Consider the following 26,999-nt stretch of genomic DNA (forward strand, 5'->3'; position numbering starts at 1 on the left):
ATTTTCAAATCATTTTTGTAGCTGCGTTTCCTCTATTTATATTCGCTTACTGAATAATAAATCCCTTAACAATTAGTTGCAGATGAAGACTTTTTCGTTCAATATAGCTCATAGATAAGAAAACAAATATTTTAAACATAGGAGTTGGAAACATGTCTAAGAAAGTAAACGGTGATGAGCCGCTAGAAAATGCAGATGCAGCAGCACAAACAGATTCCCTGCAACCTTTAGGCCCGGAAGATAGAGAGATGGGAACTTTCGGATATAGTGCATTATGGATTGGTGACGGTGTGAATATGGGAAATATGACACTGGGAGCAAGTGTTATTGTTGCCGGGTCTGCAACACTCAATATCTGGCAAACTTTTACTGCAGCTATCATCGCGATTGGTATTATATCGCTTATGTTTGCATTAAATGATCGTGCCGGGTATCGTACAGGCATTCCCTATGTAACACAATTAAAAATGTCATTCGGTGAAAAGGGGACGCTCGTATCTTCTTTGCTTCGTGCTGTGCCAGCAGTCATATGGTATGGTATTCAAAGCTGGATTGGCGGTACGGCATTAAATGAAATATTTATAATTATAAGTAATGGTGCTCTGGATAATGTTGCACTCGGTTTTATTATCTTATTAGCTATCCAAATCTTACTCTCCATGAAAGGCTTTAAGAGTATTAAATGGGTCGAATCGGTTGCATCTGTTGTTCTGATGGGAATAGTAATTACTGTATTTACTATTTTAGTGACAAACCACAGTGAAGCGATAAGGGACACATGGATTAACACATCAGGTTCTTGGGGAATTCCTTTTTGGGGATTTATAATGATTTTTCTAGGTAATTACGCAGCTATTTTCCTGAGTGCTGCTGATTACTCAAGAGAGCTGAAAACAGGTTATTCAGATAAAAAAAGAGGATTGCTCTACTTCATTCCGATTGTTATCGCATATGGTTCAGTTATTACAGTAGGTGCGATGCTTGCAAGTGCAACTGGTTTTACAAATCCGGCACGCGGTTTGCCGGCATTGTTTGATAATGTGTATATTGAATTATTTATTTCTGTATTTATTGTATTTGGTTCCATTGCAGTAAACATGGTGGCAAATATTGTAACACCGACATATGTTATCCAATTATTTACAAAGTTGAATTATAAAATAGCTGTGACAATTACAGGACTGCTTGCAGCCGTTTCCTTTCCCTGGATACTTGTTCAGGATGACAATGCAAAAGGATTAGACATGTTTGTTCTCACTTATTCCGCCTTTTTGGGGCCGATGATAGCAATCCTGCTTGTTGAATATTACCTGCTTAGAAAACAACATATTGATGTAAAAGAATTATATAAAAAAGATGGTCAATTTGCTGGAACAAACAAAGCTGCAATTATTGCGATGCTTATAGCTGCAGGGTTGGCGTTTATACAAGTCGACTTAGCCTGGATTATTGGCTTTGTATCTGCTGCTATTATCTATCCGCTTCTTATGAAGTATACTTTCAAAAAGTCAGCGTTTAGGAAAAATACAATTTTTGAGAATAATAATCAGTAATCAAAAAAACACCGATTTCCAAAGGGGGGATCGGTGTTTATGATTACTGATAACAGGAAAAACACCAAGTCACTCATTATTAGAGTAACTTGGTGTTTTTTATGGACTCATTTCTGTAATAAATGGAATTAGTTTTCCATCACTTTTTCATTATCTTCTCCATATAAATTCTCTAAATGCTCCAAGTGGTTAAAGCCCCAAGTTCTCATCGATACTAATAATGGCTTTAATCCATGACCGTAATCTGACATGGAATATTCCACTTTTGGAGGTACTTGTTGATAAACTTTGCGATCAATGATGTTATTATATTCTAATTCTCTTAATTGGGAAGTTAACATTTTTTTCGTGATTTCCGGAATAGCTCGTTGCAATTCGCTAAAACGTAATGTTTCATTCTCCATAAGATGGAATAAAATAATCGGCTTCCATTTACCAGAAATAATATCTAATGCAGCTTGAAGTTCTTTACAATTTTCGCCTGTAGGTTGATTTGCCATTTTATTATCTCTCCTTTATAAGAGTATGTTTTAATCCTTTATATATCATATGGTTTCCTAAAAGTAACTAGGTTTAAATAAAGTGCCTTCTTTCTAAAAAGAAACTTTAGGTTTATTATAACCCTAGTAACCAAATGAATACAATACTATTCTTTGATTTATTTTATTAGTATTTATACGAAAAAGTAAAATGAGGAGGTTTACCTATGGATATAAATGTTGACCAATTGCAATTTGGCCTGGATACATTTGGTGATATTGCTTATAAAGATGATACAAAAGAACGAATGAGCTATGAAGAATCATTGCGAAACATTGTGGAAGAAGCAAAATTAGCGGATGAGCATGGGGTGGATGCAATTGCCTTGGGCGAGCATCACCGTGAAGAGTATTCCATCTCAAGCCCGGATACGGTTTTAGCTGCACTTTCCTTAGTAACGAAGAATATCACGCTCGGTACAGGGGTTACAGTTTTAAGTTCTGATGATCCAGTAAGATTACAAGAACGTTTTGCGACCATTAATGCTTTATCAAATGGGCGCGCTCAAATGATGATCGGGCGTGGAGCCTATACGGAGTCTTTTCCGCTTTTTGGTTATGATTTAAGAAATTACAATGAACTTTTTGAAGAAAAGATTGCGCTTCTTAATGAGTTAATTAAAAACGAACCAGTTACTTGGAAAGGAAATCTCACGCAATCCCTTGATCATGTTCAAGTTTATCCGAAATTAGAGAAAAAACTGGATGTTGTCGTAGGTGTGGGCGGTACTCCAGAGTCTATTGTTCGTGCAGCAAAATATAATTTTCCTGTTATGTTAGCCATTATTGGCGGGAATCCAGCACGCTTTAAGCCTTTTGTGGATCTTTATCACAAAACAACGCAAGAATTAGGGAATCCGCCTCAATCTGTAGGAATGCATTCTCTGGGCGTTATTGCTGAAACGGATGAAGAAGCCAAAGAGATTGCGTGGGACTATATAAAAGCTACGATGGATAGAGTGTCCAAAGAACGAGGCGGGGCACCGATGAAAAGAGAACACTTTGAATACGAAGTCAATCATGGAGCGTATTATGTTGGAAGTCCAGAAACCGTTGCCCGGAAAATTGCCCAAATGATACCAGCTGTTGGTGTGCAGCGATTTAATTTAGTATATAGTGTGGGAGGACAACTTCAAAAGCATCGCTTCCAAACGATTCGCCTTTATGGTGAGAAAGTAATTCCAAGAGTCAAAGAATTACTAAAAAATAAGTAATGAATCAAAATGTATAATCAATCGTTTTTCATTCATATATAGCATGCTAAAAGTAGTGTGTGTCCTAAAACATATGAAATGAAAATATTGATTTAACAACATCTGACCTACCCAAAACGAAAGTAGTAAAAAGTTTCATTTATCCCAAAAACCTGCCAAATTATTTTTGGCAGGCTTGGTTTTTTAGGAAACTAAATTATTTGATGGCATTTCAATGCATTTTCCATGGCTTTTCATTTTCTTTAGGCTGAGGCGTCAAATTTAATTTTTATTAGCATGATAAATGCGAAATCTCTTGTATGCCAAATGGTTTCCTAAAAGTAACTAGGTTTAGTTAAAGTGCCTTCTTCACATAAAGAAACTTAGGGTTTATTATAACCCTAGTAATCAAAAAAACACAATTTATACAAAGGAGTTAATATAAAATGAAAACCCTAGTACTTGTTTTTCACCCCAATTTATCCGAATCCCGTGGTAATCGTCACTTAGTGGAAGAAATTAAAAAGCACCCGGATACTACTGTTCATAATGTTTATGCGTCTTATCCGGATGAAAAAATCGATGTGCAAACAGAACATGAACTGGTAGAAAATCATGATCGCATCATTTTCCAATTTCCTTTCTATTGGTACAGTGCACCTCCATTGCTGAAAAAATGGTTGGAAGAAGTCATTGTCTATGGTTGGGCTTTTGGAACAAACGGAGATAAATTTCAGGGAAAAGAAGTCATTGTTGCTGTAACGACAGGCGTTGCCGAGGAAGGTTATACTGCAGAAGGGGATGTTACATTCACCGTAGCCGAACTATTACGTCCTCTGGAGGCAGCTGCTAACTTTGTCAGTGCAAACTATCTGCCGCCATTTGCAGTAAATGGTATAGGGCATAAATCGGATGAAGAGCTTGCAGCAATTGCGAAAGAATATGTGCGTTATGTATTGAATCCAGAACAAACACTAAACTCTGTTCGTTAATGTAGTAATGAGCTGCCGTAAATAAAAAAGCAATAAAAAAGCTTTGTGTATAATAGATAAAATAAACCAAACCTCCAGCTTAACTTTGACGGGTTTGGTTTATTTTAATTCAGGCTTGAATCAGTAGGCAAGAGGGATTTATGGTGCAGTCCTTCCTGTAATCTATGACTGATAGTATGTTAGAAATAATAAATGCTCCCTGTATAGCTTAAGAGAATGTTTATTATTCTCTGTCCGCTATAAAGAGAGCATATCATTGTCATTTCCTGCGAATGCAAAATCGTTCTTTGTTTAACATGGGCAGAAGCAGGAACTTACTATTTTCTATTAGACTAATCTGTGTCCGCCTTCCACATGCAGAATCTCCCCAGTAGAAAATTCGTTACGCAGTAAATAAATAACACTTTCTGCAACATCTTCTGGTTGGCCGGCACGATTTACCGGCAACATTTCTGCAATGGAGTTATAGAATGCTTTTCGCTCTTCTTCAGGCATACCATAACGGGACGGCGTGTCAATCACTCCAGGAGAAACAACGTTCACGCGGAGAGGAGCTAATTCTAAAGCTAGTGTTTGGCCGAGACTGGATATTGCAGCATTAACAGCTCCAAGTGCTGAAGCACCTTCCATTGCTTTAAACGCTACAACGCCAGAGAAGAGTGTAATGGAACCATCTTCCGGAAGATACGGTACAGCGTATTTTGCAGCATGATACTGTCCCCAGAATTTTCCTTCAAACAAATGACGATCTTGTTCAGAGTCTGTTTCCGTAAAGTTGCCGTACGTCGCAATTCCTGCAGTAACGACTAACGAGTCAAGTTTTCCAACGTTCTCAAAAAATGCTTGTACTTCTTTTTCAACTGTAAAATCAAGCGTATACGTTGTTATATCGGAACCGATTTCTTTCTTAGCCTGTTGCAACTTGTCTTCAGAACGGCCGGCAATTACTACCTCTGCGCCTTGTTCAACAGCTAATTTTGCTGTTTCTAAACCAATACCAGAAGATCCGCCGATAATAACGATTTTTTTGTTTGTCAGTTTCATATTTACGTTCGCCTCTTTTCAATTAGTATTTTGAATAAATAATTTGTTCTTAATATTGAAAAATCACCTGTCAAACTCCTTCCCCAAAAATAGAGTTTGAAACTCCATTTAGTGAGGCGGAGAATAATAGGCGCTAATTTCTTGAAGGAAGTTTTACTTTATGCGAAGCTTTTTTCTTTTCGTACAGATTTAAGTGCAGTCGACCAGGCAACAACATCATCAATCATCTCGCCAAATCTTGGTTTATGCACTTCCATTGGTTTGAATGTTGCCATGTTTTCAAAGTCATTAAATAAGCTGAAGGCACCTTGTGGTTCGACAGTTGCTACTTTTAAATTCGATAATGTTGTACGCAGGGCAAGGGAAGCTGCGATACCTAGAGTAGAACCATAGCTTACGATACCAGCTGCTTTATGATGCCATTCCTCACCTAAATAATCTAAATGGTCTTTAAGAGCGGAAGGGAAATTTTTGTTATATTCCGGTGTTACAAAAATAAATCCGTCAAAGGAATCAATTTTTCTAGACCATATACTTTGCTCTTCCGTTGCGTATTCTTTATTTGTCATAAGTGGCGGGATAGCTTCGTTAAAACGTCCAAGACCGCTTTCTTTAATATCAACTATTTCAAATTCTGCATTGATATCTTTATTATCTGCAAAATCTTTTACCCATTCTGCAACTTGCAAGTTCACACGTACATCACGTGTACTTCCTGTGATAATACCAATTCTTGTCATGTTAAAACCCTCCATGTAAAATGATATAAAATAAATCAAATATAAGATTGTATTCATTTGATTACTAGAGTTATAATAACCCCCAGAGTCTCTTATTGAAAAGTAGGCACTTTAATTAAACCTAGTTACTTTTAGGAAACCAATTGATATAAAAAGGTTTTGAAGGCATAATTATAAGGAGAAATTACAAATGATGAATCAGTCTGCAGGTGAAAATTGTAAAGAATTTCAAGTTGTGTTCGATGTTATTTTGGAAAAATGGAAGTCACTGTTTTTATTTCCTTTTATGGAGAATAAAGCATACCGTTTTAGCGTAATGCAACGAATTGGGAAGGTTATTTTTCTATGAATATTCTGGTTACGTTAAACAGTCATTATTTACATCCTCTGAAGGTTATGCTGACTTCTCTTTTTTCCAATAATCCGGGTGAATCTTTTTCGATTTATCTAATGCATTCCACCATTGATGAACAAGATTTAAAAAAACTGGAATTATACATTCAGGATTATGGACACACATTAACAGTTCTTACAGTAGACGATGCTTATTTTGCCAACACGCCTACCCTCAAGCACTTTACCACCGAAATGTATTACCGGTTGTTGGCTTTTAAATTTTTACCCGAGAATTTGGACCGTATTTTATATATTGATCCAGATATTCTCGTTCTCAACCCTGTTCGGGAATTATACGACATGGAAATGGAAGGATATTTATATGCTGCTGCCTACCACAGCTTTATAAACGTCAAAGATGTGAATAAGCTTAGGCTGAATGCATATGAAATCGATGAATATTATAATTCCGGGGTACTTCAGATGAACTTGCCTCTGCAAAGAGAATGGGTGAAGGAACAGGATATCTTTACTTTTGTCGAACAGAACCGGAAACGACTGCTTTTACCTGACCAAGATATTTTGAATGCACTGTATTCCACTAAAATCAAAAGCTTAGATGAAAAAATCTTTAATTATGATGCAAGATACTACCGTTACTATAAATTAAAGACCAATGGGTTTTTCGACATTGATCATGTATTGCGCTACACGGTATTTCTTCATTTTTGCGGAAAGAAAAAGCCGTGGCATAAGAATTATAACGGAAAATTTCACGCTCTGTACAAACATTATGAGAACATGGCTTTTAAGGAGGAAGTACGTTAATTCATTGCTATAGTTTCAAAGTATATTATTTATTTCTGCTGTGCATAGGGCATTATTTTAAGGAGGGTGAGAATATTTATGGAAAGAAAAACAGCCTTGATAACAGGGGGAAATTCAGGGATTGGCTACGCAACAGCTGCTGAGCTGGCGAGACAAAATTATCAGCTCATTTTAGTGTGCAGAAATGGCGAAAAAGGAGAAGAAGCTCGTCAAAAAATAATAAACTCTACTGGCAATAAGGATGTTGATTTACGCATTGCTGACTTGTCCTCTCAGCAGGATATACGGGAACTGGCAGAACAAGTTCAGAAGCATTATACAACCTTAGATGTTTTAATAAACAATGCGGGTGGCGTATTTGGTCAATACCAGGTAAATAAGGACGGTTTTGAAATGACTTTTGCGGTGAATTATTTGGCACCATTTTTATTAACGCATTTGCTGCTTGATACATTGAAAGCTTCCCATCCGGCGAGAATTATTAACATTGCATCTGTTGTGCAGGATAAACATTTTCATCCGGAAGACGCTGTCCATCAAACGTCATCCGATTATGCAGGGATGCAGGCGTATAAAACAGCTAAAACGGCTGTGCTTATGATGACGTATTATATGAGTAAACGTTTGGAAAACAACGGCGTTACGATTAATGCGCTGCACCCGGGCTTTATTTACACGCCGCAAGCAACACGTCTGGCACCAAAGTGGCTGCGTCCCGTGATGAAGTTATTTTCAAAAAATCCGGAACAAGGTGCAGCAATTCCAATTTATCTAGCAACTTCCGATGAAGTAGCAGACACGACAGGTGCGTTTTTTAAAGACAATAAGATAGAGCAGACTTCTCCTATTACGTATAATGAAGATCTTCAAAAGGATCTATATACCAAAAGTATGCAATGGACAAAATTGCGTACGGATGAGGAATGAGGAAGTAAAATAAACATTGTGCATCAGTATATGAATGAGATGGGGGATGCAGTTAAATGGGAATAATTATAAGAAAAGCAGTAAAAGCTGATTTTGCTGCCGTTCAGCAGGTTGCTCAAACAGCATGGGAAGCGGCTTATAAAGATTTGATTCCGATGTCGGTTCAAGAACAATTTTTAGCAAAAGCGTATTCTATCGATCAACTCCATCATAAACTGGAGAAGACAACCTTTTTCGTAGGGGAAATGGAAAATGACGTTGTGGCATTCGCAAATCTGCATCGAAGTAAGCAAGAAAATGATCTTTCTGCTATTTATGTTGCTCCTGCATTTCAATCCAAAGGCTTGGGCAGCGCACTTTTAAAGGAAATAAAGAAGGCGTTACAAAGCGGCGATGAACTAGTGGTTTACCTGGAGAAGGGGAATCACCAAGCAGAAACATTTTACCGGAAGCATGGATTCACGTATGTAAAAACGTTTAGCGAGACTTTATTGAATCATACTTTTCAAACGGTAAAAATGGCTGCAGTTATTTAGCGTATGGTCGAGTGAATATAAAAAATCAACTTTCGCACCTGAGAATAAGCATATAACTCTTGCTGTTCCAGGATGAACATGATTTCTATTATCATGCTTACTTTTCGTTCAATCATGCTTTTATTTTTTGAACAAGATAGGCTGTACAGTTTCCGCTCCGGCCAAGCCCTCCGCTTTCCGACGTACAACGGTTTTTGATGGGGCGAGTAACCGCAGCAATGTTGTCAGGTTAATGAATTTTCAAAAGATTATAGTTGCTACTAGCAGATAGCATGAAAGCTAACTAGCGGAGGAAAAATACGGAGACTCCTGTGGGAATGCGCAGTGTGAAGACCCCGCAGAAAAAAAGCGAACTTCTTTTTTTCGAGGAGGCTGAGGACAAGCCCACGGAAAGCGTAGTGTTTTTCCGTAGCGGTCATATTAACCTGACAACATTGGTAACCGCAACCCCAGGACGTTGCGTTCTTAGGAAAGCAAAACGGTCCGCCGCAGCGGTCGCCTTACACCTTACCATCTATTCCTGTCAAGGGAGGTAACAAAAGAACGACCAACTCCTGTTTCTCTGGAAATGAAGCTACTTTTTAAGGTGCGAAGTTGAGTAAAAAGGAAAAGAGTCAGCATTTCGATCTTTTCCTTTTTTGAGGTATATATTTATACAGACGGTACAACTTTGTTATCGTATGCATCACCCATTTTGGAACCTTTTTCGGGAAAAAAGGGCGTTGATAATATTGTCTGTAAGCACGTTTTAAATCGTCCCATTGCGTGCATGCTTTTTCTTGGGAAAACCGTGCTACGTCAATGATGCGCACGTTATCATTGTTTGTCAGAATCAGGTTATGCAAGTGTATATCTGAAGGATTTAATCCAACACTTCTTGCATATTGTAAACCATTGTCCACATGCTTGATATGGTAAGGTTTTAGGGGGATTCCTTCTGCAAGACATTCAAAAAATGTTTTGCCTTCCATAAAGTCCATTACCAGATAATTGATGCCTGCTTCATAAATAGCGGGATAATAGGTGCTCCCATTTAATTTTTCATAGTTTTGTTTCTCTTCTTCTGTAATTTGATTGTATTGCGGATAAAATATTTTAATGACCCTGTTTTCATATTTCATTTTAAATACGGCTGCACTTCTTCCCATGCCATACAGCAATAAATCGCTATGATGCTGAAGTACATGGACACGTTTAGTGTTGTCAGCAAATAAAACAGTGGATACATAGTAGGCGTATATAGAGTGTGTCATTATTTTTTAAATGTGCCTTTCCTTTTGGCAATTTCTTTCTTGATAACAGGTACGGCATGCTTTTGTGCTTGTCTTATTCCTTCTTTTACCATTCGCGACTTTAGAAGCTTGGTTAGTTTAGACATCTTTTTTCCTCCTTAAAGTAAGTGTGGCGAAAGGTAATAAAAAGAGACCTTTGCCCACTTGTTTTTGGACAAAGGTCTCGCAAGCAACCGTTGAAACGCTTGCCAGCAGTGCCGAGGATTTCTCCTGTAATGACGACAGCTGCTATTATGCTACTCCCCTTTGAGGTTATTGCAATACATGTTTTTATTTATTATATAGAGCTTATTCTGTAAGTGCAATAATGAATGCATTTTTTTGGTATCTGCCTTTCTTTTCATAATATAATGAAGGTAGTTCCCTGTTTCTTATGCTTTTTTAGGGTAAATATATATATCTAGAATCGGGAAGGAGCGGGGATAGAGTAGAGGCGATGGGAAGATGGCCTTTACTTGCTTTCATAAGCTCTATTATGAGACTCATTTTGAGACTTGTTATTGGAGGTGAACCTTATTGGAATGGGGGGATCGATTTTCTGATAGCTGGTTTTGCTTACAGTGTTGTTTTTTGCCGAGATGAGAAGGAAAAGAAAATCAAAATAAAGCGAATGTTATTTGATAATATGTGTAGAAATAATTGCTTAGAATAGCAACGGATACATGCCGGAAAAAAACGATGGTCTTTTCGGCACAATAAGCAGTTTAACTTTATTTGATACGTGTAATAATAATTATATAAGCATATTCTAAACAAGACAGTATACCATAAGGAGGAGAAATCATGCAGCTTAATGCAGCTCAAAAATTAATTCAGGATCATTTGCTGTCAGGAGAGATGAAGGCTGGAGAAGAAATTGGTCTGAAGATTGACCAGACTTTGACACAAGATGCCACAGGTACAATGGTTATGCTGGAATTGGAAGCGATGGGCATCGACCGGGTCAAGACGGAAGCTTCAGCGCAATATGTGGATCATAACTTGATTCAGGAAGATTTCCGTAATGCGGATGACCATTTGTTTTTACGAAGTGCAGCTCAAAAATTTGGTGTTTATTACAGCAGACCTGGAAACGGTGTCAGCCATCCTGTTCACATGCAGCAACTGGCACGTCCTGGCAAAACCTTATTAGGTTCCGACAGTCATACATGCGCAAATGGCTGTATGGGAATGCTGGCTATGGGAGCAGGCGGTATCGATGTTACGTTGGCAATGGCCGGCGAACCTTATTATGTAAAAATGCCGCAGATTATGGGGATTGAATTGAAAGGAAAATTACCTGATTGGGTCAGTGCTAAAGACGTCATTTTAGAGATGCTTCGTCGCCATGGCGTAAAAGGCGGTGTAGGCAGAGTCCTTGAATACTATGGACCAGGTGTGAAAGAATTATCTGCCATGGATCGCCACGTTATTGCCAATATGGGAGCAGAACTTGGCGCGACTGCTACCGTATTTCCATCAGATGAAGAAATAAAGCATTTTCTAAAACAGCAAGGACGGGAAGATGAATGGATTGAATTAAAAGCAGATGACGGAGCGGTTTATGATGAACATGAAGAAATTGATTTATCTGAGCTGGAGCCTTTGATTGCGAAACCATCTAGTCCGGAAAATGTTGTACCCGTTTCTGAAGTGGCTGGAGAAGATATTTACCAGTCTTATATCGGTTCTTCTGCTAACCCGGGTTATCGTGATTTTGCAATTGCCAGTGAGATTGTGAAGGGAAAAGAGATTGCCAATGGTACTTCCTTGGATATTAATCCAACTTCTCGTCAATTGTTGGAGCAGCTTGTAGAAAATGGACATATTGCGAATTTACTGTCCGCAGGCGCCCGGATGCACCAGGCAGGCTGTAATGGATGTATCGGTATGGGGCAGGCGCCGGCAACAGGAAAAAATAGTTTACGGACAACGCCAAGAAACTTTCCAGGCCGGTCAGGAACAAGAGAAGACAGTGTTTTCCTATGCAGTCCGGAAACAGCAACTGCTTCTGTGTTAACAGGTGTTATTACAGATCCGAGAACATTGGATATGCCTTATCCGAAAGTACAAGAACCAACTGTTTTCCGAAAAGAAGGAATGCTGGAAGAACCTCCGAAAGATAATTCTCAAGTTGAATTAGAAAAAGGACCGAATATCACTACGATTCCAGATTTTGATCCGATTGAGGATAATTTTGATCTTCCAGTGTTACTAAAAATGGGAGATAATATTTCCACAGATGAAATACTTGCCGGCGGTTCACGCGTTTTACCATACCGCAGTAATATTCAAAAAATCAGTACCTTTGCATTCGAAATTATTGATGATGCGTATTATGAAAAGGCGATGAAGAAACGTGATGAAGGCGGCCATATGGTAGCAGCCGGCTTTAACTACGGACAAGGTTCAAGCCGGGAACACGCAGCACTTGCTCCTCGTTATCTAGGCTTGAAGGTCGTACTTGTGAAAGACTTTGCCCGTATTCATCTGCAGAACCTGATTAATTTCGGTATTTTACCATTAACGTTTGTTAATGAAGGAGATTATGATATGGTTCGTCAGGAAGACGTGCTGGAATTTCGAAATATCCATCAAACAATTCAGAACCAGCACCAGTTCGATATTAAATTAAAAGGAACAGACCGTACCATTACAGTCCAGCATGATTTAACAAAACGTCATCTTGACATTCTTCTTGCTGGCGGAATTATTAATTGGATTAAAGAAAAACAGTAGAAAGGAAGTCAGCTATGGGATCTCAGGAACATGCTTGTAAAGCTTGTGACGGAACTGGCTTATTAAGAGATGATGAACAGTGGCAGTATACGTGCACTGTTTGTCATGGTGATGGATTTGTTGCCGCTGTAGAAAAGACGGAAAAGCTGCAGGTCGATGAAAATCACCGAGTAATCGATTAAAAATGAGAAGCCGAAGCAGTGCTGTGGATAGACACAGTGGCTGCTTCGGCTTCTTTTTTATTTAAACATCTGTTCCTAAGGTAAGCCCGCCGTCGACTACAATTTCAGCCCCATTACAATAAGCACTCTCATCGGAAGCAAGAAAAGCGGCGACTTGTGCGATATCTTTTGACTGCCCGAGCCTTTTTAACGGAATAGCCTCAGCTTCATTAACATTCAAGTTACTGCTGCTAACCATATTTGTTTCAATAACGCCGGGATGAATGGCGTTTACCCGAATACCTTTAGGCCCTAATTCCATTGCGGCAGATTTGGAAAGGTTGGACACAGCCGCTTTGGTAGCTGCATAAGCTGCCGATTCATTGATAGGCGCAAAAGCAGAGATAGATATATTATTAACAATCGATCCTTTCTGTTGTTTTTCCATATAGGGCGCGACTGCTTGTAACCCCATAAAAACCCCAAGCTGATTGACCTGAATTAACTGTTGAAAATCCTCCACAGTGGTATCTAGCAAAGGTTTTTTGGTGAAGATACCTGCATTATTAACGAGTACATCTATTTTATGATACGTTTGCATAATCGATTGGACTGCAGTTGTCCACTCAGCTTCTTTTGTCACATCTAATTGGACAGGAAGGCTTTGATGTTGCCCTATTTCCACTGACAGAGCCTCTGCATCCTCCAGATTCCTCGCGCCAACTGCTACTTTTGCGCCAAGTGAAGCGAAGTGTTTGGCAATATCTTTCCCTTGTCCACGATTTGCTCCGGTTATAAGTACGACTTGATCTTTTAAATTTGGCATGATTTCTCCTTTTTCTTTGCATGTATTTAAAATATATAATTATTATCCTTACCATACCATAAATTAATTGTTTCCTGATAAAAAGTGAAATATATCATCGATAGAGAGTATTTTTGAATTAAGTTTTGAATATATTTATTCCTTTTTAATAAAAAGGGTTTAAATATATTCGTTTATATGATAAAGTAAAGGAAATTCTAAAAATTACATTTTCAAAAGGAGGACAATAATGCAAACGCTTCATTTTGATTTAAAACCAAGGGTAAAAGAATTTCTGGAAGATAGTATTGGTCTCTATATTAATGGAGATTATGTCAATGCCGCAGCAGGTAATAAATTTGATGTTTTAGACCCTGCCACGGAGGAGAGAATTGCTCAAGTTTATAAAGCAGATAGAGATGATGTTGATCATGCAGTAAGAGCAGCAAGGACCGCTTTTGATGAAGGTGATTGGACAAAAATGGAAGCGTCTTCTCGCTCTCGTATAATTTATAAATTTGCAGATTTGCTGGAGGAACACCGTGAAGAATTAGCTCAATTGGAATCACTGGATAATGGAAAACCCTATAAAGTAGCTCTGACAGATGATGTCGATGGTACGATTGAGCATTTCAGGTATTATGCCGGGTTTGCTACAAAGATTCAGGGAAAGACAACAAATGTGTCTCCGGATTATATCAATTATACGGTACATGAACCGGTTGGCGTGGTTGGCCAGATTATTCCATGGAATTTTCCGCTGTTAATGGCTGCCTGGAAGTTGGGGTCTGCACTTGCAGTAGGATGTACGGTAGTTATTAAACCAGCTAGCGAGACACCATTATCATTGCTTTATATCGCAAAATTATTTAAAGAAGCAGGCTTTCCAGACGGTGTCGTTAATATCGTACCTGGATCTGGAAGAGAAGCCGGCGAGGCGGTTATTACACATTCGCTGATTGATAAAGTAGCATTTACCGGTTCAACGAATGTAGGAAAAGATGTGATGAAGAAAGCTGCAGACCAATTGAAAGGCGTGACGCTGGAATTAGGCGGGAAATCCCCTAGCATTATTCTGGAAGATGCTGATATTAAAAAAGCAATTGAAGGCGCTTTCTCTGGAACGATGTATAACCATGGGCAAAACTGCAGTGCGTGTACCAGAGTATATGTACAAAGAAATATATATGACAAAGTTTTACAAGGGCTTTCCGAAGAATTGGAGAAAATTAACCTCGGCCACGGCATGGACCCAGAGACAGATATGGGACCGCTTGTATCTAAAAAACAGCAGCAAACAGTGCTTGGTTACATCCAGACGGGGATAGAGGAAGGTGCAAAACTAATTGGGGATAACACGCCAGTATCTGATAAAGGTTATTTTGTTAAACCAGTTATTTTTGCTGATGTAGAGGACGATATGACTGTCGCAAGAGAAGAAATTTTTGGGCCGGTTATGACCGTTCACGTATTTGATACGGTGGAAGAAGGAATTCGGCGAGCAAACGACAGCGTATATGGTTTGGCTTCAAGCGTATGGACGGAGAATATCAGAAAAGGGCACTATGTTGCCAGCAAGCTGCAGGCAGGAACGGTATGGATTAATGATGTCGGACAAGAATGGGAAACAATGCCGTTTGGAGGATATAAACAATCCGGTATCGGACGGGAAATGGGCGGAGAATATGGCTTAGAGAATTATACAGAAGTCAAAAGTGTTTTTGTCAATATAGAGCAAGATGAAGATAACGAATAAAAAATAATAGGAGGTTTTTGGCATGACAAAACCAACAGGAATGATTCCAGCTTTACCAACACCGATGAACGCAGATAATACCATTAACTATGAAGGAATTGGAGCGGTTTTAGACCATTTACTTGAAAATGGGATTGATACCGTACTGGTCGGTGGAAGTACTGGAGAATATTCATTAATGAGTGTGGAAGAAAGAAAAGAAGTGATTCAATATGTTTGTGAAAAAGTAAAAGGAAGAGCGAAAGTGATGGCTGGAACAGGATGCCATCGGACGGAAGATACGATAAATCTGACGAAATTTGCATCGGACGCAGGTGCGGAATGGGCGTTAGTCATCAGTCCTTATTATATGCAAACAAGTGAGCAGGGAATCATTGATTATTATAAAACGGTTGCGGAGAATGCAGATATTGGCATTGTTATCTACCACTATCCTGAAGCGACAAATGTCGAATTAAGTCCGGAGTTAATCCAAAAGATTAGCCAAATCTATGGCGTTGTTGGTATTAAAAATACAATTGATCAGCAGCATACGAGTAAATTGTTAACACTTACCAAAGAGAATCATAATTTTTCTGTGTTAACTGGATTGGAGCACTTGATTGTCCCGACATTGGCAATTGGCGGACAAGGATCCATCGGTGTTGTGCATAATTTGGTACCAGCTGAAATGGTTCGTTTATATAACCTTATTGTTAATGAAAATAACATTAACGAAGCAATTAACTTAAATCAAAAATTAATGCCGCTTTATGATGCCATTGAGGAAGAAGTGATTCCTGGTACGGTGAAAGCTGGTTTAGAAGCGTTGGGATTACCAGGCGGAAACAGCAGGTCGCCTTTAGTACCTGCATCAGATGCATACCGTCAGAAAATAAAGAAGCTGTTAACAGATGCAGATGTGTTACAAACGGAGGAGGTAAAATGAAGGATGTCATCATTATTGGTGGAGGACTTGCCGGGCTGTCTGCAGCCTGGCGTCTGAAACACCATGACTTATTGCTTTTGGAATCAGAAGAACGTATTGGCGGACGTGTACACTCGGAGCGCCGGGGAGATTACTGGTTGAATTGGGGAGGACATCTCTATGCCGGTCCTGGTTCAGCGACAGATGAATTACTGACGTCTGTAGGTATCACATCTTCCCCTGTGCCTGGTACGCTGACAGCAATGTCGTTAAATGGAAAACTGCTTTTAAAAGGTGGAGTTGAAACGTATCCTTTTAGAGCTCCGATGTCATGGAAATCAAGATTTGCTTTGATACGTGCTGGTGCAAAAGTGCGAGCAGCCGTGATCAGATATGGACAAATAGCGAAGAGAAAACCTGGGGAAGATTACAGGGTGCAACAACAGCGTATCTTAGAATTTATGGATGACCGGACATTTACCGATTTCACCGGCGAATTACCAACCGATGCAGATTCGATTTTCAGACCTACTGTCAGCCGTTCCACAGGCAGCCCGGAAACCATTACAGCCGGATCAGGTATAGGTTATTTTCACACGGTGTGGAATAAAAGCGATGGACTTGGAAGAAATATTGACGGAGGGCCGTCCACGCTTACAGATACGATTGCAAAAGAGTTAGGGGAAAGTGTTCAACTGAATGCAAAAGTGATAGAAGTGTTTCAGAAAAAAGATTCGGTTGAAGTAAAATATACGCAAAATGGTGTGGAGTATGTCGAGGAAGCTCGTTATGCCGTGCTTGCTACCCCTGCTACAATAACAAGAAAAATCGCAAAAAATATTGATTCGGAACTTGGCGAAGCACTGGATAAAGTAACTTATGGACCGCATGTAAGTGCAGCTTTTCTGACGGACGAAACAGAACCGCAAGTCTGGGATAATGTTTATTCTTTTGCAACACCAAAAAGAGCATTTGACATTATTTTGAATCAAACCAATTTAATTCGGGCCAGAGAAACAAAAAGACAGCCGGGGAGCAGTATCATGACATTTTCACCTGGCGAAAGCGGAAGCCGCTTAATTGATAAACCGAAAGAAGAAATCCTCGATATTATCTTGCGTGATTTAGATGATATATTTCCAGGTTTCAGCGATCATGTTGTTGAGGCTCGGGTCAATAAATATCCATTTGGATCTGCTTATATTTTTCCGGGACGAGCGGAGCTACAGCCTATGTTAACAAAACCTGACGGCCGTTTATTCCTGGCGGGAGATTATTTAGGGTCAACTTATACAGAGACAGCTATTCAATCTGGATTTACTGCGGCACAAGATATTAATAGTCTCTTGGGGTCTGAGATTAGTCAAGAATTAACAACATTTTCTCATGTGCAGCCGGAGGTATACATGGCTGATGGATCATGATAAAGCATGAGTTTATTGTACGCGATAATTTATAGTATAAAGTTCAATTGTGATAGTAGAACGCATGTAATACAAATTATCGTGTTTTCTTAAAATGATTATTTGATCAGTTATATGAAGATACCCTTTACTTTGTTGAAAAAGGAAATGATAATCCCTTGAATGTAAACGCTTACCAATAGAGGATTATCATTTCATACGGGTTTATCACTGTGCAACTGCCTGTAAGACTTGCATTACAAGAATAGAAAGAACTTGCATAGCCAGTAATGGACCAGGTTTGTACAAAAAGATACTTAGACGGGAATGCAACAATTCTCGCTGTATAATGTTTTACTTTATGCAAAAGGCTTTTAGTTAGGAAGGGAGATCCTATGAAAAGTATATTAAAAATAAGCAGTGCCTTTATAGGGGCAGTTTTAGGTGCTGGATTTGCCTCCGGGCAAGAGATTATGCAATACTTTACAAGTTTCGGCCAAATTGGAATCCTTGGTGCAATTGCTGTAGCGATATTGTTTGGTATTACCGGGATGCTATTAGTAAGTATCGGATACAAGTTAAAAGCTATCTCACATATGGAAGTTATACGCCAGATTAGCGGTCGCTATTTAGGAATGGGGTATGACATTGTCATTATCTTCGTATTGTTTGGAATTGGACTAGTTATGCTAGCTGGAGCCGGCCCTATATTCAGTCAACAATTTGAAATACCGACATATATGGGGACGATATTGATGTCTGTATTAGTGTTGATAACAATTATGACGGGAGTCAAAAAAGTAATCCAAGTACTTGCTGTTGTAACACCAGTGTTTTTACTTGTTATTGTTTTTGTAAATATTTATAGCTTAATAACAAGCGATAATTCAACTGCAGAGATGGAATCCATCGCATTACAGCAAGCTTCTGTTACAAATAATTGGTTTACAGCAGCTTTTAACTATTTATCTGTTGTTACGCTCACGAATGCAGCGATGCTGTTTATCATGGGAGGAAGTGAAACCAATGGAAAACATGCTGCAGCCGGTGGTTTCTTAGGCGGACTGCTATGCGGTGTTTTAGTACTGGTCAGCAACATGGCTATTTTTCAAAATATAGATGTCGTTGCATCTTTACAAATGCCTACGTTGGGATTGGCAACTCAAATATCTCCACTGCTAGGCTTGATATTTTCTGTTGCTTTATTCGGGATGATTTATGGAACAGGAGTAAGTATGTTCTTCTCCTTTAGCTCCCGTTTCTTTGAACCAAAAACAAAAGGATTTAACATATTCAGTATTATTACTATAATTGTTGCCAGCAGTTTAAGCTTGTATGGTTTTTCTGAATTGATTTCTATTGTGTTTCCTATTGTAGGTTATTTAGGATATATATTTCTTGTTATTTTGGTAGTCGGAGCGTTTCGTTTAAGGTCAAAAGCAAAGACAGAGGAGATTCCAGAAAGGGAGAATTTAAAGGCAGTGAAGTAGGTGTTGAAGTTATTTTTCCAAATCCTAAGCACTCGACCCTGAATTGTTCGTCATGACGTTTGCTTCATGATAAGTTATAATCTCCTATATACACAGATGAAATGAACGTATCTATGAAATGAATAACCAGGATAGATACGTTATATACAGTGGATATTTTAAGGGGAGGAAGCGTAATGGCAGACAATAATCCATCCTTATTAGAGGAAATGGTTAACCTGAAGGATAGTTTACCAAAAAGACAGAGGTATTTATGTGACTTTATTTTGAAAAACTATTCTTCTTTAGGTTTAATGACAGTAAAGGAGCTTTCTGACGAATCAGGTGTCGGAATCTCAACAGTTATGCGGACAATCCATTCTTTAGGATACGACAATTTTAATGATTTTAGAAAGGACATTTATGACGCATCTCTAACCGAGAAGACAAATTCAAAATGGAAATTGAAGGACTCTCTGTCAGATGTTCAAGAAGATAAGGAATATGAACATACGATGGTTCAGATGAGTAAAGAATCCGTAGATTTACTTGATAAATCGTTAAATGAAGATTTATTGGAAAACTTTGATAAAACTGTTGATATGATGAGTAAAGCTTCGTGCATCAATATATTTGGAACAAGACCCTATCGAGCAGTCGCGCTTTATTTTGAACAGCTAATGGGGGAATTCTATCCTAAATTAAGACAATTAAGCTATGATACAGAAGTCGTTTTTGATAAGGTGTTGCAGCTTGAAAAAGAGGAAGTATTGATTGTATTTGCTTTTGAGCCGTACACAGAAAGAGTTATTCAGGCAGTAAAAGTAGCTTATGACATAGGAGTTCCTATTATTTTAATTACGGATCACATATCTTGCCCCATCATTCATTATGCGACTGTCACTTTACAAATTGAAGTAAGCGAAGATAAATTTTCTATTATCCCGACGATTACGTTAGTAGAAGCGTTAATTGTTGAATTCGGGAAGCGTTTTTCCGGAGACTCTATTAAAAAGTTGAGTAAATTGGAAGAAACGCTAAAAGAAAATCATGTGACGTTTACTTATTAGTCATGCCGGTTTTACTGCAGTATGTTTCCGTAATGAAATAGATGTACGTATTTTATGAGCTCAACTTTCGCACCTAAAAATAAGTATATAAAACTTGCTGTTCCAGGATGAACATGGTGCATAGCTTTCGTTCCGGCCAACCTCTCCGCTTTCCGACGTACAGGACGTACTAGTGCAGACGTTGCAACAGGACGTTGCGTTCTTAGTCTGCCGTGGGGAACGGCTTCAGCTAACTTGAAAAGAAACCCGCATTTCAAGTGGATCTTCAGATCGCCCTACGATGCACAACGGTTTTCGATAGGACTGCGGTTATTCGCCCCATCAAAAACCGTTGTACGTCGGAAAGCAAAACGGTCCGCCGCAGGTAGCAGTTCAGCGGTAGCCTTCTTACACCTTACCTTCAACAGATATGGGAAGAAACGATCTCCCCCTGTTCCTATGGAAGAGAAGTTACTTTTTAAGATGCGAAAGTTGTAGTTACGAGCTAAATCGATGTGAAAAAAGTATTTATCATGCTATTATTATTCGGTAATGACGTTATTTTACGGGAAATCTCTTCTGAACAAAGCAAAATTCAAACTTAGAAGGAGGGGGAATATTGAAGCAAAGAAACATTAATATCCTGCTAGTTATTACGATTATCTGCATATCGTTATCAGCCATATTTGTTAAATTATCGGATGCACCTTCTACCATTATGGTTATGTATCGGATGTTTTTAGCATGTGCTTTAATTTTGCCGATCGTTTTTAGACATCGAGATTCATTTGCTAAGATAAAACGAAGAGAATGGATAGCCATTGTATTTGCCGGTATCTTTCTGGCAGGCCACTTCGGCTTATGGTTTGAATCTTTAAAACATACAACCGTGGCAAGCTCTACGTTGATTTTAGCATTACAGCCTGCAATTGCATTAATTGGAGGTATGATTTTCTTTAAAGAAAAATTAGACATGCGGTTAGTATTAGCCATGGGAATTGCTTTTATTGGTGTTGTTGTCGTTGGGGGAGGAAGCTTCGGAGGCGGCAGTGCAGCTTTTCTGGGAAATGTTCTGTCTTTCCTCGCTGTTGTTTCTGTTGTACTTTACTTAATGATCGGCCAGCGAAATGTAAAATCTATTAATCATTGGGTGTACAGCTTTTTAGTATTTTTCGTTGCAGGGATGACAGTGGCTGTTTTTAATCTAATTGCCGGAATATCCTTCACGGGCTATAGTACGAACGATTGGATGGTATTTGTCATGCTCGCTATTTTCCCGACAGGAGCACATATTATTTTTAATCTGTTATTAAACTATGTTAATACAACAACGGTTTCTATGGCCACATTAGGGGAACCGGTTGGAGCTTCGATTTTGGCTGTTATTCTATTGCAGGAAATGCTTACTCCTGTGGAGATGATAGGCGGCGTCCTGATTATTGTCGGGATCTTTTACTTCTTAAGGTTACAGGCCGGATCGAAACAAGCCGTACCAAAAGAATCGGAAAGTATATAAAGGGCGATTTTATTCAGCAGAGAACTTGATATCCGCTGCTGCTTATTACTGAGCAAAGCGTACAGTTGCACTGTGTTAAAAGAACGAACGGATGAACTTGGATTAGGGTTTATCCGTTTTTTAATCGCAGTTGCATCATCTGTATATGGATAAAGCAATGCTAAACGCATTATGCTTGAGGTGCCTCAGCAATGAAAACATTGACAACAATTTGTAATCGCTTTACAATAATATGTAACGGGTTACATATTGTCAGAGGAGGAATGGTATGGCGACAATTCGAGAAGTTGCAAAACTTGCCGGCGTATCTGTAGCTACAGTTTCCCGTGTGATGAATAAGAATGGATATATAAATGAAAAAACGAAAGACAAGGTAGAAGCTGCGATTCAGGAGTTAGATTACCGTCCCAATGACGTAGCCAGAACACTTTTTAAAGGTACGTCTAACATGATTGCATTATTTGTACCGGATATCATGAATCCATTTTTCCCTGAACTGGCGCGAGCAGTGGAGGATACAGCAAATAAATCAGGCTATACATTTATTCTTTGTAATACAGATAATAATCGAGAAAAAGAAATGAAATATCTGCACACGCTGTTACAAAAGACAATTGGCGGTGTCGTGATGGTTTCAAGTTCGATTCCTCTGGAAACCTTACATAAAGTAGATGTGCCAATGGTCGCTTTAGATAGAGAAATAGCGGATATGATTTCTGTTACAGTTAATAACCGAGCGGGAGCGGTCGAAGCGGTACGGTATTTGCAGAAAACCGGTTGTCGGAGGATTGCGCATATAAGCGGACCAGCGGATACAACAAGTGCAGCAGAACGTAAAAAAGGTTACTTGGACGTTATGCAGCAGGAAGACGGTTTTTGTGAAAAGGACTACATCGCCCCGGGAGAATACACTTTTGACGGGGCATATCATGCTGCGAAAGAAATAATACAAAAACATCCAGAAATCGATGGCGTGTTTGCTGCGAATGATTTAATGGGCGTGGGCGTTTTAAAAGCGGCGGAAGCTTTGCATTTACGAGTACCGGAAGACTTAGCGGTCATTGGATTTGACGGAATTGAAATAGGGAAAATCACCACACCTGCGTTAACGACCATAGGACAGCCTATTTACGAAATGGGGAAGCGAGCGGTAGAAATCATCATAGACCAGATGGAAAATGATCAGAAGGAATGTGATTCGGAACAATACACTGTCCAGCTGATCAAACGGCAATCAACCAAGTGAAGGAGTGGGGAATATGAAGAGAAAACCAAGCGTTTGCGTTGTCGGGAGTATCAATATGGATATGGTAACAACAACAGATAAAATACCTGCCCAAGGGGAGACAATTATGGGTGAATCATTCACCACATATCCTGGCGGAAAAGGTGCTAATCAAGCTGTTGCAGCAGCCAGACTCGGAGCAGACGTTGTCATGTTGGGAGCTGTGGGTGAAGATGCTTTTGGTAAAAGTCTAAAAGAACGATTCCGTGATGAAGGAGTGAGGGACGAAGCCATTATCACTGTTCCTCATGCATCAACAGGTGTTGCTACGATTATTATTTCTGAGGGAGATAACCGGATTATTGTCACTTTGGGTGCTAATAATCATATCACTCCGGAAAGGCTTAAAGAGAAAGAAGATATCATACTTTCCAGTGACATCATTTTAATGCAATTTGAAATACCAATGGAAACCATTGCGTATACGGTAGATCTTGCTTATAAACATAATATTCCGGTCGTTATTAATCCGGCACCATTTGCGGATATTCCAGAATCGGTTGTAAAGAAGGTAACTTTTTTGACGCCGAATGAGCTGGAACTTTCGGAGTTGGAGCATTCTGTAGATCCTTCTCTGATAAAAGGAAAAATTATTGAAACAAGAGGAGAACAGGGCGTTGCTTTTATGTTGCCAAATGGAGAAAAGAAAACCATTCCGCCTTTTCAAGCGAACGTAAAAGATACTACCGGAGCAGGTGACACCTTTAATGGTGCTTTTGTGACAGAATATGCAAAGGAAAATGATGTGGAAAAGGCAATTCAATTTGCAAATGCTGCAGCCTCTTTATCCGTAGAAAAAATTGGAGCACAGGGAGGCATGCCGGAAAGAGAAGCTGTGGTACAGCGGATGGAGGAAAAGTAAAACAGCATCCTTCTGTTTGTTTTTCTGAATGATTCATCTGAATCCAATAATACAAAAAGGCTGCTCTGAAATAATCATGAGCAGTCTTTTTGATTTCGTTTTCTTTATCGGAAGAATGACAATAAGGAGAGTAAATTATTCAATCGTAATACCGCCGTTACTAGTATGGGCTTTAATCATTGTGTCCCCATTTCCGTAAGTAACATCCCATTCTTTTGAATCAAATACACGAATCGTACCGTTATTCGTGCGTAAATCGAAAGTAGCGTTCTCAGGCTCTTGTTCCGACATAATATTAATTTTTCCATTGCTTGTTTGCAAATCCATGGGGTGTTCAAAGTTTGCTGTTTCTATATTTATAGCTGCGTTATTTGTTTTGGCATTCGTTTTCCCGGAGATATGTTGCGCTTCTATTTTTCCGTTTGTTGTTTCCATATTCGCATCACCTTGTACAGATGCGAGTTCAATTTTTCCATTGCTTGTATGTGCAGTTACTTGACCAATAATATTATCAAATGTAATTTTGCTATTTGAAGTTGTTCCATGGATATCACCTTGAATATCATTCAGTACAATGCTTCCGTTAGATGATTGTACATGGAGAGAGGGTATTTCTAAATGCTCTCCTTCAATTCTTCCGTTGCTGGTATGAAGCAGCAACTCATCCGTTTGTAAATCCGCTGCAGTTATTTTGCTATTCGTCGTCTGTACATCTATCTTTTCCATGGCATTTTCAGGAATAAAAATATCTAAAGCAGCATGTGATTGAAACATCACATCGATATGAAAGAAAGGAAAGAAGGTTTCTTCAATCTGGATAGCCAATTTCCCATCCTCGATAGATGTTTGAAGTTCTTGCCTTTCTGTCTTCTTTCCTGTTGCGGAATATACTGCTTTTGGTTCCTCCCCATTAGCCGGATGAAGACGGACTTGCGTATTTTCTGCATCTAATTCTATCTCCTCGAGTTCATTTGCATCAAAAGGAATAGACTCTGTTTCTTCATAGAAAGCAGATTCCTGATAAGTTGAAAAGCTGGCAGTCATCCCGATAGCGCCGATAAAAAGCAGGAAAATAGCCAAAATGAAGGTTCTTTTTACAGTTATCATGAGCGACTCTCTCCTCTCACTAAGCGGGCATTCAATGCCATGTATTTAGATAAAATATGGATCGCTGCATTTGTTACATACTTTGCGCCTATGAAGAGAAGCAGCCCTATCCCGGCAAGCGTGATAGAAGCAAATAATTCAAATAAATAAAATGAAACAGGCTGGATAATCCATTGAACGACAGCTATAAAAAGTTGCGCAACAAATGAAAACGCACTAACCCATATAGACAGAATGATACCAGCAATGCCGAGAGCTGGCCCAAGTACAATAATAAGATTAAAGAAAAAGAGTCCAATGACAATGCCTGTTCTATGGAAAGAACTTTGTCTAGATGAATTGGCTTGCTTCCTTTCATTTTCTTGTGCAGGTTGTAATTCTTTTGCTATCTGTTGCGGGGAACCCAGTGAATGGACTATTTCTTTATCTGATTTTCCTTCTGCTCTCCCCATTTCAAAATGTTCTTCAAAATCTTGAATAATTTCTTTTTGTTCTTCGGATGATAGATTCTGTAAGTAAACCGCAAGTTCTTCCAAAAAGTCTAATTTATTCATTTTTCTCCTCCTTCATTAACGAATCCACACCGTGCGTAAAATTATCATATGCTTCTTTTAATTCCAGGAGGTGACCTTTTCCTTCCTCCGTTAAATGATAATATTTTCTGCTTGGTCCTTCCGTGGACTCTCTAAGGTAAGTTGTACAGTATCCCTGTTTTAATATACGTCGTAAAACGGGATAGACCGATCCTTCTGAGATGTGGATTTTATCCGTAATCCGTTTGATTAACTCATAACCGTATAAATCTTGTTTATCAAGCAGTACTAATACGCAGAGTTCGAGAACTCCTTTTTTAAATTGTGCATTCAATTATGTCACCTTCTTTATAGGTAAGCTGTTCAACATAACTATAGCATTTTGTGCAGTACTATTCAATAAATAATAGTGGTTTATTGTATGGAGTATGAATTATATAGAAGAAACAGAGAAAGATATTTTGGAGTTTTGCTTTTTTTGATAACTCAATTTACGCACTTTAAAAGTAACTCCCTTACCATTGGAACAAGGGTAGATTATTTCTTCCATACAGTTGTTGACTAGAATTGGAAGGTAAGGTGTAAGGTTACCGCTGCGGCGGAGGACTTGGCCGGAGCGGAACTATACACTATACCCTGTTCAAAAAAATAGACGGATGATTGAACAAAAATCAAGTATGATAATAGTTGTTTTTGTGTATGTAAGAAAGGTAGTTTTTGAAAGAATAGTTTGATTTTATATTTTTGGGGATTTCTGCTTGCATCAACGAAATGGACGTGCTATAGTATTAAAAGTCGATTGATTGAACAGGTTAATAGCTAGATTGATTGATATTTTGATTTGAAAAAATGATTGCATCGTTTCATTAGATGTGATAATATATAAAAGTTCGCTTATTAAGCGCCTGTAGCTCAATTGGATAGAGCGTTTGACTACGGATCAAGAGGCTAGGGGTTCGACTCCTCTCAGGCGCACCATTATCGGGAAGTAGCTCAGCTTGGTAGAGCACTTGGTTTGGGACCAAGGGGTCGTAGGTTCGAATCCTGTCTTCCCGACCAGATATTTTAATTTTATAAGCGGGTGTAGTTTAATGGTAAAACCTCAGCCTTCCAAGCTGATGACGAGGGTTCGATTCCCTTCACCCGCTCCATAAAATGATGGGCCTGTAGCTCAGTTGGTTAGAGCGCACGCCTGATAAGCGTGAGGTCGGTGGTTCAAGTCCACCTAGGCCCACTCAGCAATTCATTTCAAAATAAGTTGTTGACATCATTTTACAGAAATGATATATTAATTGAGTCGCTGTTTTTAGAGGCGACAAACAAATTGCTCTTTGAAAACTGAACAAAACAACCAGTACGAAAGAAGAAAGACAACCTCGTTTTTCTTAAAAAAGTCAGTAATGACTTCTGAAAGCTAAGAAACACAAACACTTTTATGGAGAGTTTGA

26 protein-coding genes and 4 tRNA genes are annotated in these 26,999 nt (G+C 38.9%); 21 read left to right on the plus strand and 9 right to left on the minus strand.

The window, feature by feature from the left end:
* Positions 1 to 152: 152 nt before the first annotated feature.
* On the plus strand, positions 153 to 1,553 hold the full coding sequence (locus ACFQ19_RS14125; RefSeq protein WP_379593136.1) for an NCS1 family transporter: 1,401 nt from the start codon (positions 153 to 155) through the stop codon (positions 1,551 to 1,553).
* Positions 1,554 to 1,681: 128 nt separating this feature from the next.
* On the opposite strand, the gene ACFQ19_RS14130 is transcribed toward ACFQ19_RS14125, so the two are convergent.
* Positions 1,682 to 2,053, minus strand: a complete 372-nt coding sequence (locus ACFQ19_RS14130) for a winged helix-turn-helix transcriptional regulator (protein WP_379593138.1) — start codon at positions 2,051 to 2,053, stop codon at positions 1,682 to 1,684.
* 206 nt (positions 2,054 to 2,259) lie between these two features.
* Here ACFQ19_RS14130 and ACFQ19_RS14135 point away from each other — a divergent pair, with 206 nt between their 5' ends.
* Complete coding sequence (locus tag ACFQ19_RS14135; protein WP_379593140.1) at positions 2,260 to 3,306, plus strand: LLM class flavin-dependent oxidoreductase; 1,047 nt, start codon at positions 2,260 to 2,262, stop codon at positions 3,304 to 3,306.
* A gap of 425 nt (positions 3,307 to 3,731) precedes the next feature.
* The gene (locus ACFQ19_RS14140; RefSeq protein ID WP_379593142.1) at positions 3,732 to 4,277 is read left to right on the plus strand and encodes an NAD(P)H-dependent oxidoreductase; all 546 of its coding nucleotides are present in this window, start codon (positions 3,732 to 3,734) and stop codon (positions 4,275 to 4,277) included.
* Positions 4,278 to 4,604: 327 nt separating this feature from the next.
* On the opposite strand, the gene ACFQ19_RS14145 is transcribed toward ACFQ19_RS14140, so the two are convergent.
* Together ACFQ19_RS14145 and ACFQ19_RS14150 are read right to left on the minus strand one after the other, a co-directional pair.
* On the minus strand, positions 4,605 to 5,321 hold the full coding sequence (locus ACFQ19_RS14145; RefSeq protein ID WP_379593144.1) for an SDR family oxidoreductase: 717 nt from the start codon (positions 5,319 to 5,321) through the stop codon (positions 4,605 to 4,607).
* A 158-nt stretch (positions 5,322 to 5,479) separates the two neighbouring features.
* Positions 5,480 to 6,061 (minus strand): NADPH-dependent FMN reductase, encoded by a 582-nt coding sequence (locus ACFQ19_RS14150; RefSeq protein ID WP_379593146.1) that lies wholly within the window; start codon positions 6,059 to 6,061, stop codon positions 5,480 to 5,482.
* A 190-nt stretch (positions 6,062 to 6,251) separates the two neighbouring features.
* On the opposite strand from ACFQ19_RS14150, the gene ACFQ19_RS14155 reads away from it, so the two are divergent.
* From ACFQ19_RS14155 to ACFQ19_RS14170, 4 genes are all read left to right on the plus strand, one after another.
* Positions 6,252 to 6,410 (plus strand): hypothetical protein, encoded by a 159-nt coding sequence (locus ACFQ19_RS14155; RefSeq protein WP_379593148.1) that lies wholly within the window; start codon positions 6,252 to 6,254, stop codon positions 6,408 to 6,410.
* Complete coding sequence (locus tag ACFQ19_RS14160; protein ID WP_379593150.1) at positions 6,407 to 7,225, plus strand: glycosyltransferase family 8 protein; 819 nt, start codon at positions 6,407 to 6,409, stop codon at positions 7,223 to 7,225. The genes ACFQ19_RS14155 and ACFQ19_RS14160 overlap by 4 nt, the downstream gene beginning before the upstream one ends.
* A gap of 78 nt (positions 7,226 to 7,303) precedes the next feature.
* A complete protein-coding gene (locus ACFQ19_RS14165; protein WP_379593152.1) occupies positions 7,304 to 8,152 on the plus strand; it encodes an SDR family oxidoreductase in 849 nt (282 codons plus the stop codon).
* Between the two features lie 56 nt (positions 8,153 to 8,208).
* Positions 8,209 to 8,688, plus strand: coding sequence for a GNAT family N-acetyltransferase (locus ACFQ19_RS14170; RefSeq protein WP_379593154.1), 480 nt, complete (start codon positions 8,209 to 8,211; stop codon positions 8,686 to 8,688).
* Positions 8,689 to 9,302: 614 nt separating this feature from the next.
* Here the strand turns inward: ACFQ19_RS14170 and ACFQ19_RS14175 are convergent.
* Entirely contained in the window at positions 9,303 to 9,941 is a 639-nt protein-coding gene (locus tag ACFQ19_RS14175) for a protein kinase family protein (RefSeq protein WP_379593156.1), read from the minus strand.
* Complete coding sequence (locus ACFQ19_RS14180; protein WP_379593158.1) at positions 9,941 to 10,066, minus strand: hypothetical protein; 126 nt, start codon at positions 10,064 to 10,066, stop codon at positions 9,941 to 9,943. The genes ACFQ19_RS14175 and ACFQ19_RS14180 overlap by 1 nt, the downstream gene beginning before the upstream one ends.
* A 697-nt stretch (positions 10,067 to 10,763) precedes the next feature.
* Here ACFQ19_RS14180 and ACFQ19_RS14185 point away from each other — a divergent pair.
* Together ACFQ19_RS14185 and ACFQ19_RS14190 are read left to right on the plus strand one after the other, a co-directional pair.
* Positions 10,764 to 12,698 (plus strand): aconitate hydratase, encoded by a 1,935-nt coding sequence (locus ACFQ19_RS14185; protein ID WP_379593160.1) that lies wholly within the window; start codon positions 10,764 to 10,766, stop codon positions 12,696 to 12,698.
* A gap of 14 nt (positions 12,699 to 12,712) precedes the next feature.
* Positions 12,713 to 12,880, plus strand: coding sequence for a hypothetical protein (locus ACFQ19_RS14190; RefSeq protein ID WP_187378596.1), 168 nt, complete (start codon positions 12,713 to 12,715; stop codon positions 12,878 to 12,880).
* A gap of 61 nt (positions 12,881 to 12,941) precedes the next feature.
* Here the strand turns inward: ACFQ19_RS14190 and ACFQ19_RS14195 are convergent, their stop codons facing one another.
* The gene (locus tag ACFQ19_RS14195; protein WP_379593162.1) at positions 12,942 to 13,685 is read right to left on the minus strand and encodes an SDR family NAD(P)-dependent oxidoreductase; all 744 of its coding nucleotides are present in this window, start codon (positions 13,683 to 13,685) and stop codon (positions 12,942 to 12,944) included.
* 229 nt (positions 13,686 to 13,914) lie between these two features.
* On the opposite strand from ACFQ19_RS14195, the gene ACFQ19_RS14200 reads away from it, so the two are divergent.
* From ACFQ19_RS14200 to rbsK, 8 genes are all read left to right on the plus strand, one after another.
* The gene (locus tag ACFQ19_RS14200) at positions 13,915 to 15,420 is read left to right on the plus strand and encodes an aldehyde dehydrogenase family protein (protein WP_379593164.1); all 1,506 of its coding nucleotides are present in this window, start codon (positions 13,915 to 13,917) and stop codon (positions 15,418 to 15,420) included.
* A 22-nt stretch (positions 15,421 to 15,442) separates the two neighbouring features.
* Positions 15,443 to 16,348 carry a 4-hydroxy-tetrahydrodipicolinate synthase gene (gene dapA, locus ACFQ19_RS14205; protein WP_379593165.1) on the plus strand — a complete coding sequence of 302 codons (906 nt, stop codon included), beginning with the start codon at positions 15,443 to 15,445 and terminating at the stop codon, positions 16,346 to 16,348.
* Positions 16,345 to 17,751 carry a flavin monoamine oxidase family protein gene (locus ACFQ19_RS14210; RefSeq protein WP_379593167.1) on the plus strand — a complete coding sequence of 469 codons (1,407 nt, stop codon included), beginning with the start codon at positions 16,345 to 16,347 and terminating at the stop codon, positions 17,749 to 17,751. Before dapA ends, ACFQ19_RS14210 begins: the two co-directional genes overlap by 4 nt.
* Positions 17,752 to 18,125: 374 nt before the next feature.
* Positions 18,126 to 19,220 (plus strand): YkvI family membrane protein, encoded by a 1,095-nt coding sequence (locus ACFQ19_RS14215; protein ID WP_379593169.1) that lies wholly within the window; start codon positions 18,126 to 18,128, stop codon positions 19,218 to 19,220.
* 176 nt (positions 19,221 to 19,396) lie between these two features.
* Positions 19,397 to 20,269 carry a MurR/RpiR family transcriptional regulator gene (locus ACFQ19_RS14220; RefSeq protein WP_379593170.1) on the plus strand — a complete coding sequence of 291 codons (873 nt, stop codon included), beginning with the start codon at positions 19,397 to 19,399 and terminating at the stop codon, positions 20,267 to 20,269.
* Positions 20,270 to 20,864: 595 nt separating this feature from the next.
* Positions 20,865 to 21,764, plus strand: a complete 900-nt coding sequence (locus tag ACFQ19_RS14225) for a DMT family transporter (protein WP_379593188.1) — start codon at positions 20,865 to 20,867, stop codon at positions 21,762 to 21,764.
* Positions 21,765 to 22,032: 268 nt separating this feature from the next.
* Complete coding sequence (locus ACFQ19_RS14230; protein ID WP_379593172.1) at positions 22,033 to 23,010, plus strand: LacI family DNA-binding transcriptional regulator; 978 nt, start codon at positions 22,033 to 22,035, stop codon at positions 23,008 to 23,010.
* Between the two features lie 13 nt (positions 23,011 to 23,023).
* Positions 23,024 to 23,911: a ribokinase gene (gene rbsK, locus ACFQ19_RS14235; RefSeq protein ID WP_379593174.1), complete on the plus strand. Its 888-nt coding sequence runs from the start codon at positions 23,024 to 23,026 to the stop codon at positions 23,909 to 23,911.
* 135 nt (positions 23,912 to 24,046) lie between these two features.
* On the opposite strand, the gene ACFQ19_RS14240 is transcribed toward rbsK, so the two are convergent.
* From ACFQ19_RS14240 to ACFQ19_RS14250, 3 genes are read right to left on the minus strand one after another with little or no spacing between them, the layout of a single operon-like run.
* Positions 24,047 to 25,018, minus strand: coding sequence for a DUF4097 family beta strand repeat-containing protein (locus tag ACFQ19_RS14240; RefSeq protein WP_379593176.1), 972 nt, complete (start codon positions 25,016 to 25,018; stop codon positions 24,047 to 24,049).
* Positions 25,015 to 25,572 carry a DUF1700 domain-containing protein gene (locus tag ACFQ19_RS14245; RefSeq protein ID WP_379593178.1) on the minus strand — a complete coding sequence of 186 codons (558 nt, stop codon included), beginning with the start codon at positions 25,570 to 25,572 and terminating at the stop codon, positions 25,015 to 25,017. The genes ACFQ19_RS14240 and ACFQ19_RS14245 overlap by 4 nt, the downstream gene beginning before the upstream one ends.
* Positions 25,565 to 25,885 (minus strand): PadR family transcriptional regulator, encoded by a 321-nt coding sequence (locus ACFQ19_RS14250; protein WP_379593180.1) that lies wholly within the window; start codon positions 25,883 to 25,885, stop codon positions 25,565 to 25,567. Before ACFQ19_RS14250 ends, ACFQ19_RS14245 begins: the two co-directional genes overlap by 8 nt.
* A 567-nt stretch (positions 25,886 to 26,452) precedes the next feature.
* Here ACFQ19_RS14250 and ACFQ19_RS14255 point away from each other — a divergent pair.
* From ACFQ19_RS14255 to ACFQ19_RS14270, 4 genes are all read left to right on the plus strand, one after another.
* Positions 26,453 to 26,529: transfer RNA gene (locus ACFQ19_RS14255), tRNA-Arg, on the plus strand.
* 4 nt (positions 26,530 to 26,533) lie between these two features.
* Positions 26,534 to 26,610 (plus strand) — tRNA-Pro (locus ACFQ19_RS14260).
* 18 nt (positions 26,611 to 26,628) lie between these two features.
* Positions 26,629 to 26,702, plus strand: a tRNA-Gly gene (locus ACFQ19_RS14265).
* Between the two features lie 9 nt (positions 26,703 to 26,711).
* Positions 26,712 to 26,785: transfer RNA gene (locus tag ACFQ19_RS14270), tRNA-Ile, on the plus strand.
* The last annotated feature ends 214 nt before the right edge of the window (positions 26,786 to 26,999 follow it).

The sequence above is a fragment of the Oceanobacillus locisalsi genome, from assembly GCF_042675985.1.
In the GTDB taxonomy this organism is placed as follows: Bacteria; Bacillota; Bacilli; order Bacillales; family Amphibacillaceae; genus Oceanobacillus; species Oceanobacillus locisalsi.

Excerpts from the sequence above, each read along its gene's own strand:
- ACFQ19_RS14125 (WP_379593136.1), top strand. The coding sequence starts at position 153 with ATGTCTAAGAAAGTAAACGGTGATGAGCCGCTAGAAAATGCAGATGCA.
- ACFQ19_RS14130 (WP_379593138.1), bottom strand. The coding sequence starts at position 2,053 with ATGGCAAATCAACCTACAGGCGAAAATTGTAAAGAACTTCAAGCTGCA.
- ACFQ19_RS14135 (WP_379593140.1), top strand. The coding sequence starts at position 2,260 with ATGGATATAAATGTTGACCAATTGCAATTTGGCCTGGATACATTTGGT.
- ACFQ19_RS14140 (WP_379593142.1), top strand. The coding sequence starts at position 3,732 with ATGAAAACCCTAGTACTTGTTTTTCACCCCAATTTATCCGAATCCCGT.
- ACFQ19_RS14145 (WP_379593144.1), bottom strand. The coding sequence starts at position 5,321 with ATGAAACTGACAAACAAAAAAATCGTTATTATCGGCGGATCTTCTGGT.
- ACFQ19_RS14150 (WP_379593146.1), bottom strand. The coding sequence starts at position 6,061 with ATGACAAGAATTGGTATTATCACAGGAAGTACACGTGATGTACGTGTG.
- ACFQ19_RS14155 (WP_379593148.1), top strand. The coding sequence starts at position 6,252 with ATGATGAATCAGTCTGCAGGTGAAAATTGTAAAGAATTTCAAGTTGTG.
- ACFQ19_RS14160 (WP_379593150.1), top strand. The coding sequence starts at position 6,407 with ATGAATATTCTGGTTACGTTAAACAGTCATTATTTACATCCTCTGAAG.
- ACFQ19_RS14165 (WP_379593152.1), top strand. The coding sequence starts at position 7,304 with ATGGAAAGAAAAACAGCCTTGATAACAGGGGGAAATTCAGGGATTGGC.
- ACFQ19_RS14170 (WP_379593154.1), top strand. The coding sequence starts at position 8,209 with ATGGGAATAATTATAAGAAAAGCAGTAAAAGCTGATTTTGCTGCCGTT.
- ACFQ19_RS14175 (WP_379593156.1), bottom strand. The coding sequence starts at position 9,941 with ATGACACACTCTATATACGCCTACTATGTATCCACTGTTTTATTTGCT.
- ACFQ19_RS14180 (WP_379593158.1), bottom strand. The coding sequence starts at position 10,066 with ATGTCTAAACTAACCAAGCTTCTAAAGTCGCGAATGGTAAAAGAAGGA.
- ACFQ19_RS14185 (WP_379593160.1), top strand. The coding sequence starts at position 10,764 with ATGCAGCTTAATGCAGCTCAAAAATTAATTCAGGATCATTTGCTGTCA.
- ACFQ19_RS14190 (WP_187378596.1), top strand. The coding sequence starts at position 12,713 with ATGGGATCTCAGGAACATGCTTGTAAAGCTTGTGACGGAACTGGCTTA.
- ACFQ19_RS14195 (WP_379593162.1), bottom strand. The coding sequence starts at position 13,685 with ATGCCAAATTTAAAAGATCAAGTCGTACTTATAACCGGAGCAAATCGT.
- ACFQ19_RS14200 (WP_379593164.1), top strand. The coding sequence starts at position 13,915 with ATGCAAACGCTTCATTTTGATTTAAAACCAAGGGTAAAAGAATTTCTG.
- dapA (WP_379593165.1), top strand. The coding sequence starts at position 15,443 with ATGACAAAACCAACAGGAATGATTCCAGCTTTACCAACACCGATGAAC.
- ACFQ19_RS14210 (WP_379593167.1), top strand. The coding sequence starts at position 16,345 with ATGAAGGATGTCATCATTATTGGTGGAGGACTTGCCGGGCTGTCTGCA.
- ACFQ19_RS14215 (WP_379593169.1), top strand. The coding sequence starts at position 18,126 with ATGAAAAGTATATTAAAAATAAGCAGTGCCTTTATAGGGGCAGTTTTA.
- ACFQ19_RS14220 (WP_379593170.1), top strand. The coding sequence starts at position 19,397 with ATGGCAGACAATAATCCATCCTTATTAGAGGAAATGGTTAACCTGAAG.
- ACFQ19_RS14230 (WP_379593172.1), top strand. The coding sequence starts at position 22,033 with ATGGCGACAATTCGAGAAGTTGCAAAACTTGCCGGCGTATCTGTAGCT.
- rbsK (WP_379593174.1), top strand. The coding sequence starts at position 23,024 with ATGAAGAGAAAACCAAGCGTTTGCGTTGTCGGGAGTATCAATATGGAT.
- ACFQ19_RS14240 (WP_379593176.1), bottom strand. The coding sequence starts at position 25,018 with ATGATAACTGTAAAAAGAACCTTCATTTTGGCTATTTTCCTGCTTTTT.
- ACFQ19_RS14245 (WP_379593178.1), bottom strand. The coding sequence starts at position 25,572 with ATGAATAAATTAGACTTTTTGGAAGAACTTGCGGTTTACTTACAGAAT.